This window comes from Secundilactobacillus silagei JCM 19001, from assembly GCF_002217945.1.
In the GTDB taxonomy this organism is placed as follows: domain Bacteria; phylum Bacillota; class Bacilli; order Lactobacillales; family Lactobacillaceae; genus Secundilactobacillus; species Secundilactobacillus silagei.
On the sequence record NZ_BCMG01000018.1, the window covers coordinates 1 to 8,843 of the forward strand.

Below are 8,843 nucleotides of genomic sequence, written 5' to 3' on the forward strand. Positions count from 1 at the left end.
CGCTACCCAATGGATTCAAAACGGTGGTGGTCACCATACTGTCTTCTCATTCGGTGTAACGGCACAACAGGTTGAAGACTTTACCAATATGGTCAACTTACACTTAGTTAACATTAAGTAATAAATGATTTCACTCATTTAAAATTTAAACGCAATAAAGAACTCGAATTACCGGCTCGTCGGTAACTGTTGTTGGTAAATTTATTAAATTAGTTCTAGTCACTATTTAGTGATTAGAACTTTTTTAGTCTGAATACGCAAAGTATAAAGGACCCTCGTTCTAAATCTAAAGAAACTGTGAAAGCTAAAACTAGCCCGTTTGATTGCTTTAATCTTATTATTAGTTCCTTTCAGGGGCTCAGGGGAACGATAGTTAAAGGTGTTTCTGATCTCATCGTGGTGTTCTTTTAGCGTCACTAAGGTTAGCTGCACGTTACTGCCTAGTATTTTGATAAATCGAACGTTAGTCTTACGTCAACCATAATTAATAATTTTATGAGCGTTGATTTGATTACGCCACAATGTGGACAGGCTTTTGGCTGGTAAGCTGGATAATGTCGTCGGTCTGGGTAACTCCAGTATCAATCTTGATATGATTATCATCTATTCCCAGCAGCAATTCCGTAGTATCATAACCCATAAAAGTATTCTTTCTTTCTATAAATCGTGATTGGTTTGGATGAATGAGCGGGGATGCCCGTTTTTATCCAATAAATAATAGTATATAAAATCTGTTACCAATAACAGATATTGTAGAACCATAAGAACAAATCATCATGACTTTTTTGTCGTGAACAGAAAGCTGGTAGCTAGCTTATCGTAGCGTGTTACGAAGCGTCTAAAGTTCTTCATTTGATTGAAAAAGTCTTCAATCAGATGGCGTTCGTAGTAGGTAAAATAATCACAGTCCCATGAGCTAATATAATTTAGCCTCTTAGTTTTTCAGCACCATATGTTTTATCTGCAATCACGTTTACGTTGGCCAAATCAACATTTAGAAACAGTCCCTAATTATTTATCCTTAAAATTAACAAAACAATAGCTAATTATTAGAGGTGACTAATTTTGAATATATTAATAGGATTAATTCCTGCACTGTGTTGGGGATTATATCCAATTTGTTTAACCAAAATGGGTGGTAGCTATTTTCAACAATTATTTGGAACAAGTGTAGGGATATTAATATTTGCAAGCTTTGTTCAGCTAATATTTAAATATTCTATTTCAACTACTGATTTTTTACTGTACTTTATCTCAGGAGTATGTTGGAGTATTGGCCAGACGGGACAAATTTGGTGTTTTAAAAAAGTAAGTGTTAGTGCAGTAATGCCTATAACTACAGCATTTCAGACTATTGGGAATTCATTAATTGGGGGCTGGCTATTCAAAGAATGGTCAGGGGTGCTTGATAATTTATTAGGTTTAGGCGCATTAATTATTATTCTTTTGGGAGTATTTATAGCGAATGGTTTTGTAAAAATTCAGCATAAAGATTTAGTTGCCTATTTTATTTTATTTTTAACCACTGTTGGCTATTGGGGCTATTCTGGCTTCCCCCATTATTGTAGTGCTGGAGGTTTGATGGGATTCTTTCCACAGGCGATGGGCATGATGATTGGCTCTTCTGTTATTTATTTAATTGGTCACAAAAAAGCGATTGGAGACGATCGACTAGGGATACGAAATATAAGTTCAGGAATACTATTTGGCGGTGCAGCATCTACTTATTTGGTTTCGTTAGGTTTAAACGGATTGGTGAATGCCTTTGCTTTAACGCAACTGAACGTAGTAATTGCCACGATGACTGCTATGCTAATTTTGAAAGAAAAGCCTAAAAAACAAATTATGTCGACATTAATTGGTTTAATTATTTTAATTTTGGGAGTATTTATGATGGTTAAAATTTAGTGAACTACTCGTCACTAAAGTAACGAGCTTCTAGGAACACCGCTGACTTGCCTACCATTTAGAAAATGATAGATAGAGATTACGGCTATTTACTAAGGCACGTTCCATGCCAGATAGTCTTTTAGACGCTAAGTTACGCAGTCGCTTGTAGAATATTAACTGCGGCATTGATGTCTCGATCATGACTAATGCCACAATTAGGACAGGCCCACTGTCTAATATCTAAAGTGTGCTTACCATCATCATAGCCACAGCTGGAACATATTTGAGAAGTTTTTCTAGGATTAACAGCGACTAACTGTTTTCCATACCAAACGCACTTATATTCAAGCATTCGACGCAATTCCCGCCAACTTTGATTAGCAATCGCTCTGACGAGTTTGTGATTTTTAAGCAGATTCTTGGTTTTCAAATCTTCTATTTTAATCACATCATATTGGGCTACCAAAGTTTTAGTTAACGTATTTAAGTAATTGTTACGTTGGTTGGCTATTTTTTCAGCATACTTAGCGACCATCCTTTTAGCTTTTTGATAGTTCTTAAAGTCAGCAAGCTCGCGGGGTTCAATGACTTTATTGTGTTTATCCCAAGCAATTTCTTGCTGAGCTTGTAACCTTCTCCGAGCTAAACGTTTTTCCCAGTAATGTTTCTTTTTACCGAGTCGTTTATCAAAGCGAATCGTTGGGTACTTCACGCCATCGGAGGTAATCATTAAATCAGCAACCCCCAGATCGATACCGACTGAATTACTGGTCTTAGCTAAAAACTTAATATCAGTATCGACCAAAATAACGGCATAGAACTTACCCGTAGCCGAAAAACGGATAGTCACATTTTTAATCTTGCCAACCGGTTTTCTGCCGGATTTAAATTTTAGATCGCCTAATTTAGGTAATTTAAGGTGGTGGTTATCAACCAATTGAATATTGTGGTTAACTGAATTGCTTTGATAACTCTGTTTAGGAAACTTACGCGATTTAAACTTTGGAAAACCTTGATGCGCTTTAAATAACTTTTGGTAAGCGTGGTTCAAGTCGCGACTAACATGTAAAAGTGAAGTTGATTCCGCTACTTTTAGAAAAGAATATTCTTGCTTTAAGCACTTGATCAGGTAGTTCATACCAAACTCGTTAACGTAACGGCCACCATTTTCATAACGCGCTTTCTGCATAGCCAAAAGCTGATTCCAGACAAAGCGACAATACCCGAAGTTAGCAATGATCCGTTCTTGCTGTTCGATTGTCGGATATATTCTAGTTTTAATGGCTTTTAAGGTCATTTAAATTCTTTGGTCGTCAATGTACTCGGCTAATACTGGTCGATTAGTGGTTCCAATACTTCCAACGCTTGATTGCAGCATTTAGTTCGCCATATGCTATGGTGATTTAGATTATACACTAGCTCTAACCATATGTATCCTATTTTTATTCTTCATATAGGTTGTTGTATAGCATTTAAGATATACCATCTGTAATATGTGCAAATAAAAAGGGCAATTCATCACGTCCTTAAAAGAACGTATTTCCTTGCCCATAATCAAAAAGTGGATACTTCATTCTCCAAACGCTTTCAGCCCACCTTGCTTTTTTTCCGTACAAGAATTATCATGATATTAAATTATAACTATTGTATGTTGATGAGAAGAGTAACCAACTTTTAATTTTCAGAGAGTGCCACTGAATGGGAAGGCATAATTGACAGCTGGTGAAGATGAGCTCGGAGTACTAAACGCGTTCACGCGACGTTTACGGTCAGCACACCGTTACCGTGTACCGCTTGAATGAGCGGACTGAGGCAGTTTTTTATAACTGTAAATTTAGGTGGTACCACGATCATTAATCGTCCTTGTTTTAATAGCAGGGGCTTTTTTTATGGGTTCAAACAGATTGTAATCAAGAAGGGGAGTATTACTGATGCGCATTGATGCAAAGGAAGAAAAAACGTTTTTAAAGCAGGTTCTAGCCGCTTACCATTTTTCTGAAGAAGACGGTGAGTTCTTGGCTGACACCTTGGTAGACGCGGATTTACGCGGGATTTCATCTCACGGGATTCAACGGATCACTTGGTACACGAATATGATCAAAGACGGCACGATTGTCCCGACCAACAAGCCCAAAGTTTTACGGGACACACCGACCAGCATGTTAGTTGATGCCAACAAGAACATGGGCCAGATTGCCTCTGGTTTTACCATGAAGCATTTAATTGAAAAAACGAAAAAATTAGGGGTCTCCATTGCGGTTATTCGTAATTCTAACCATTTCGGAACAGCCGGCTACTATGCCCGAATGGCCGTTAAGGAAGGCTTGATTGGAATTGCCACAACCAATACTCGGCCACTGGTGCTCCCTACTAACGCTTTGGAGGCCTTCTTAGGTTCCAACGCCTTTGCCTTTACCTTCCCCGCTGAACCACACCCATTTGTTTTTGATGGCGCAACGTCCGTGGTTTCAAGCGGTAAAATTCAGGTGCTAGCCAAGAAGGGTGAAAACATTCCTGGCGAATGGGCCGTTGGTGAAGATCGTCAAGTCGACCAGAATGCTCAGCGGGTTGAAGATAATTTATCAACCATCGCGTTTAGTGATGACCGTCCCGATGGCGGTGTCTTGACTCTAGGCGGTAATTTGGAAAATAACTCAAACTATAAAGGGTTCGGTAACTCATTAGTAATCGAAATGCTGACGGGGATTTTAGCCCAAGGCTCGATTTCAGCTGATACCAACAAGGGCAAGCATGACTTCAGCCAGTTCTTTATGACCATGGACCCAACTTTGTTTGGTGATTTGGATACGTTAAAGGCTAACGTGACGGAAATGTTTGACCGGATTCGAAATCTGAAACACCTGCCAGGAACTGAAATCAAGATCCCCGGCGACCGTGAATACAAGCGTTACGCTGAGAACCAGAAGCAGGGTGTTCTCATCGATGATAAGACCGCTGCTGAATTAGCTAAAGTTGGCGATGAAGTCGGTGTGAAGGCGCCTAAGGCACTGTAAGCAGTTTAGCTTAGATAAACGATGGCGCTAGGTTCCCGGATGTGTGGGAATCTAGCGCCATTTTTAGGTTAGTGTAATCTAATCGGGCTTCAGAAAGCAGAGAGCTGCATGTAAGTCACTCTCTAACCGCTTTCTTACGCACCTTATTTTTGTGTCAGTCTTTGCACGTCCCTAACGATCATTAATTCTTCATTAGTAGGGACCACCATAACAGTTACTGGGGCACCATCCGGGCTGATAACCTGTTCTTTACCACGGACCTGGTTACGTTCATGGTCAATTTGAATACCGAAGTAACTTAACTGGTCGACGATTCTTTGGCGCATGCCGATACCGTTTTCACCTGAACCAGCTGTGAAGACTAGGGCATCCAACCCGTTTAATTCGGCCACGTAGGAACCAACGTAGCGGACTACTCGATTAACGAACATGTCCAGTGCTAATTTAGCTTGCGGGTTACTATCCTCGGCTTTCTCCAAGTCACGTTGATCAGGGGATAGCTGAGAAATGCCCAGCAGACCAGATTTTTGATTCAAAATGTCGATCATTTTACTCATTTTAAGGTGCATTTTTTCAGCTAAAAATGAAACCAGTGAGGGGTCAATATCACCGGAACGGGTGGCCATCATGACGCCAGCCAGAGGGGTAAAGCCCATGGAAGTATCGATGACTTTGCCGTGATCAAAGGCGGTCACCGATGAACCGGAGCCCAAGTGCAGCGTGATCAGTTTTAAGTCGGATAAGGGCTTACCCAGCAGTTCTGCAGTCCTGGCCGAGACGTAGCGGTGACTGGTTCCGTGAGCACCATATTTACGGGCGCCATATTGCTTATAATATTCATAGGGAATAGGATACAGCGCGTTGATTTTAGGCATATTAGCGTATAGTGCAGTATCGAAAACGGCCACTTGAGGCACGTCAGGAAGCAACTGCTGAAAAATGTTGATGTATTCTTCTTCGATTGGATTGTGTAAGGGGGCAAACTCCGCCAGTTTATGAATTTGGCGGAGCGATTTGTCGGTAATGACGGCTGAATCAGTGAAAACTTCGCCACCAGCCACAACTCGATGACCAATACCAGTAATTTCGTGTAAATGCTTGACGATTCCTGCATCCTTCAAGTGAGTCAGAACCATCGCGGCCGCTAAATGATAATCAATATTATCTTTTTTCACTTCATACTTCTCGACACCTGGCTGTTTGACGGTAAAGACTGAATCGGGTAAGTTCAAACGGTCGACTAAACCGGAAGCAATCACCGTTTCATCCGGCATTGAGAATAATTTCCACTTCAAAGTTGAACTGCCTGCATTAACTGCTAATATTTTTGTCATGCTGTTCCCACCTCGTTGTTTTTTTAGAACTTATATCTAGTCTAGCGAAGTATGAAATCGTTTTCAAGTAAAAGCAAAAAAAGGTTTCGCTTATTGGACGAAATCCCATGGTAACGCATTTTTAAAGTATGAAAGCCAAATTTTCAAGGTTACTGATTATAAGCCTCGACGATGACTTGGTCGGGGGCAACAGTCAGTTTGCTGACACCGCCGTTTTTCGGATAATTATCCATCGTGTCGACGCCTAAATAATCGGCAATTGTGCGAATGATGGTCCCGTGACTGACCAGTAAAATGGACTCACCGGCTTCACAGTGTTCACGCAGGGCTTTAAAGCCGTTTTTGATGCGTGAGATGATCTCATCATAGTCTTCAGCAGTGTGCGATGGGTCACTTTGTTTCATGGCATCACGAGCTTCTTTTAAGCCACCTATAGCAATCAGGTCACCTTGGCTGTGCTTGCCATAGGGGGCTGCGATACCAGCCCAAATGTCATCGGAGTTCAGTCCTTCAAAGAAGCCGAAGTTGACTTCACGAAATTCTGGCAGCTGATCAATTTCTTGAGGGGCCTGATGCAGTTGGTCCAAAATTAGATTGCGGGTGCTAACTGCGCGGCCTAAATCGGAAGAAAAGGCGCGGTTAAAGGTGACTGCCTGTAACTTTTCGGCAGCCTGCTGAGCCTGCTGGATCCCATCATCAGACAGGTCGGAATCGATCCAGCCCTGCATCCGGTTAAAGCTATTTAACGTTGTACTGCCATGACGAACTAGATAAACGGTGAATGAATTCATAGTGACAACTTCTTTCGTGCTTTTTTCTTTTATTGTGGCGGAAAATAACTGGAGATGCAACCTCGTTTTTTTTATAAATTTAAGCGTCATGATTAATTTTGGCTTGATAGTCACGCCATCAGTATTATACTAAAAATGAATTTGGAGGTCTTGAAATGAAAATTACAATTTCAGTAGCACAAATGGACGTTAGTTTTGGTAAACCAGCCGAAAATTTTGCGCGAATTGAATCGTTTGTTGCCCAAGCTGCAACTGAACAAGCCGATATCGTGGTTTTTCCAGAGATGTGGAACACGGGGTATGATTTGACCCGGTTTAACGATATTGCCGATGTGAACGGCCTGCAGACCCTGCACGTTTTTAAGGCCCTAGCTCAAAAGTACCATATTATGATTCATACAGGTTCGGTTGCTACTAAACGGGGCGATCAATTTTTTAATACCACCTACATTATTGATGAAAAGGGTAAATTACTGTCAACCTATGATAAGGTCCATTTGTTTGGCTTAATGCATGAAGATGAATTCTTGACCCCTGGCAGTAAAAAAGACCAGTTTGAGGTGAAGGGCGTTCCGGCCACCAGTGTGATCTGCTATGACATTCGTTTCCCCGAATGGCTGCGGACACTGTCGTTAAATGATAGCCGGATTATCTTTGTCCCAGCAGAATGGCCAACGCCACGGATGCCACAATGGCGCACATTGCTGGCTGCGCGTGCGATTGAGAATCAAAGCTTTGTGGTGGGCGTTAACCGGGTTGGTGCTGATCCGGAAAACCGGTTCGGCGGGAATTCGGTTGTGATCGATCCGCTGGGCAATAACGTGCTGTACCTTGGCCACGAAGAGGAACTGAAGACGGTGACGATCGATATTAATGCCACGGATAAAGTGCGCGGCTTCATGCCCGTATTTGCTGATCGGCGGCCTGATTTATACGAATGACACCCGTAAGCAATGGTATAATAGGGGGTGAACAGATATAAATCTCAAGGAGGATTTTTATGGCTAAAGTAGAAAGTTTTACATTGGATCACACAAAGGTTAAAGCACCATACGTCCGTTTGATCACGGTAGAAAAGGGACCAAAGGGCGATGCAATTTCAAATTATGATCTACGGTTAGTACAACCGAATACAAATGCAATTCCAACGGCAGGTCTGCACACGATTGAACATCTGTTGGCAGGTCTGTTACGCGACCGTCTTGATGGTGTCATTGACTGCTCACCATTTGGCTGCCGGACTGGGTTTCATTTGATTACTTGGGGTGAACATTCAACTAATGAAGTTGCTAAAGCATTGAAGAGTTCACTAGAAGAAATTGCCGATACAATCGAATGGAAAGATGTTCAAGGTACTGATAAGTATAGTTGCGGTAACTACCGTGACCATTCATTATTCTCAGCTAAGCAATGGTCACGCGACATTGTTGATGCTGGTATCAGTGACGATCCATTTGAACGGCATACGGTTTAGAGTGTAGAGTGTGAAACAAAGCGTTTAGAGACCGGTGTGTAAGGGGCAGTTGGTGAAAATCCCGAACTTGGATTTTTACTAACTGCCCCTTACATATAGGTCTCTGCTTTGTTTCACACGTTTCGGCTAGGTGGCAGCAACGAGCAGGTGAAAATCCCGAACTTAGATTTTTACTAACTGCCACTTACGCAGTAGGTCTCTGCTCTGTTGAGCACGTTTTAACGGTTCTATCATATCTGTTGTTGGTCATGTCACAAGACATGATCGACAACAGATTTTTCTTTCTGTAATCTATGTATGTTGACACGAAAAAAGGATATCGCCATTGCTTTATCCTTCC

General features: G+C 41.5%; 10 protein-coding genes. 5 read left to right on the forward strand and 5 right to left on the reverse strand.

Annotation, left to right across the window (positions count from 1 at the left end; translation table 11 throughout):
- Window positions 1-13 precede the first annotated feature (13 nt).
- Window positions 14-121: a hypothetical protein gene (locus CES79_RS13215; protein ID WP_089137360.1), complete on the forward strand. Its 108-nt coding sequence runs from the start codon at window positions 14-16 to the stop codon at window positions 119-121.
- A gap of 101 nt (window positions 122-222) precedes the next feature.
- Here CES79_RS13215 and CES79_RS12095 read toward each other — a convergent pair whose 3' ends face one another.
- Both CES79_RS12095 and CES79_RS13160 read right to left on the reverse strand, forming a co-directional pair.
- Window positions 223-432, reverse strand: coding sequence for a transposase (locus tag CES79_RS12095; RefSeq protein ID WP_225362440.1), 210 nt, complete (start codon window positions 430-432; stop codon window positions 223-225).
- A 79-nt stretch (window positions 433-511) separates the two neighbouring features.
- Window positions 512-640 (reverse strand): hypothetical protein, encoded by a 129-nt coding sequence (locus tag CES79_RS13160; protein ID WP_263851332.1) that lies wholly within the window; start codon window positions 638-640, stop codon window positions 512-514.
- A 425-nt stretch (window positions 641-1,065) separates the two neighbouring features.
- On the opposite strand from CES79_RS13160, the gene CES79_RS12100 reads away from it, so the two are divergent.
- The gene (locus tag CES79_RS12100; protein ID WP_089137354.1) at window positions 1,066-1,908 is read left to right on the forward strand and encodes a GRP family sugar transporter; all 843 of its coding nucleotides are present in this window, start codon (window positions 1,066-1,068) and stop codon (window positions 1,906-1,908) included.
- Window positions 1,909-2,041: 133 nt separating this feature from the next.
- Here CES79_RS12100 and CES79_RS12105 read toward each other — a convergent pair whose 3' ends face one another.
- Window positions 2,042-3,187: an RNA-guided endonuclease TnpB family protein gene (locus CES79_RS12105; protein WP_089137355.1), complete on the reverse strand. Its 1,146-nt coding sequence runs from the start codon at window positions 3,185-3,187 to the stop codon at window positions 2,042-2,044.
- A 634-nt stretch (window positions 3,188-3,821) separates the two neighbouring features.
- Here CES79_RS12105 and CES79_RS12110 point away from each other — a divergent pair.
- Window positions 3,822-4,904 carry an Ldh family oxidoreductase gene (locus CES79_RS12110; protein WP_089137356.1) on the forward strand — a complete coding sequence of 361 codons (1,083 nt, stop codon included), beginning with the start codon at window positions 3,822-3,824 and terminating at the stop codon, window positions 4,902-4,904.
- A gap of 143 nt (window positions 4,905-5,047) precedes the next feature.
- Here the strand turns inward: CES79_RS12110 and CES79_RS12115 are convergent, their stop codons facing one another.
- Window positions 5,048-6,238, reverse strand: coding sequence for an acetate/propionate family kinase (locus tag CES79_RS12115; protein ID WP_089137357.1), 1,191 nt, complete (start codon window positions 6,236-6,238; stop codon window positions 5,048-5,050).
- Between the two features lie 149 nt (window positions 6,239-6,387).
- Entirely contained in the window at window positions 6,388-7,029 is a 642-nt protein-coding gene (locus CES79_RS12120; RefSeq protein ID WP_159459500.1) for a histidine phosphatase family protein, read from the reverse strand.
- A 155-nt stretch (window positions 7,030-7,184) separates the two neighbouring features.
- Between CES79_RS12120 and CES79_RS12125 the strand changes: the two genes are divergently transcribed.
- Both CES79_RS12125 and CES79_RS12130 read left to right on the forward strand, forming a co-directional pair.
- The gene (locus tag CES79_RS12125; RefSeq protein WP_089137359.1) at window positions 7,185-7,970 is read left to right on the forward strand and encodes a carbon-nitrogen family hydrolase; all 786 of its coding nucleotides are present in this window, start codon (window positions 7,185-7,187) and stop codon (window positions 7,968-7,970) included.
- A gap of 59 nt (window positions 7,971-8,029) precedes the next feature.
- Entirely contained in the window at window positions 8,030-8,503 is a 474-nt protein-coding gene (locus tag CES79_RS12130; protein WP_054656476.1) for an S-ribosylhomocysteine lyase, read from the forward strand.
- The last annotated feature ends 340 nt before the right edge of the window (window positions 8,504-8,843 follow it).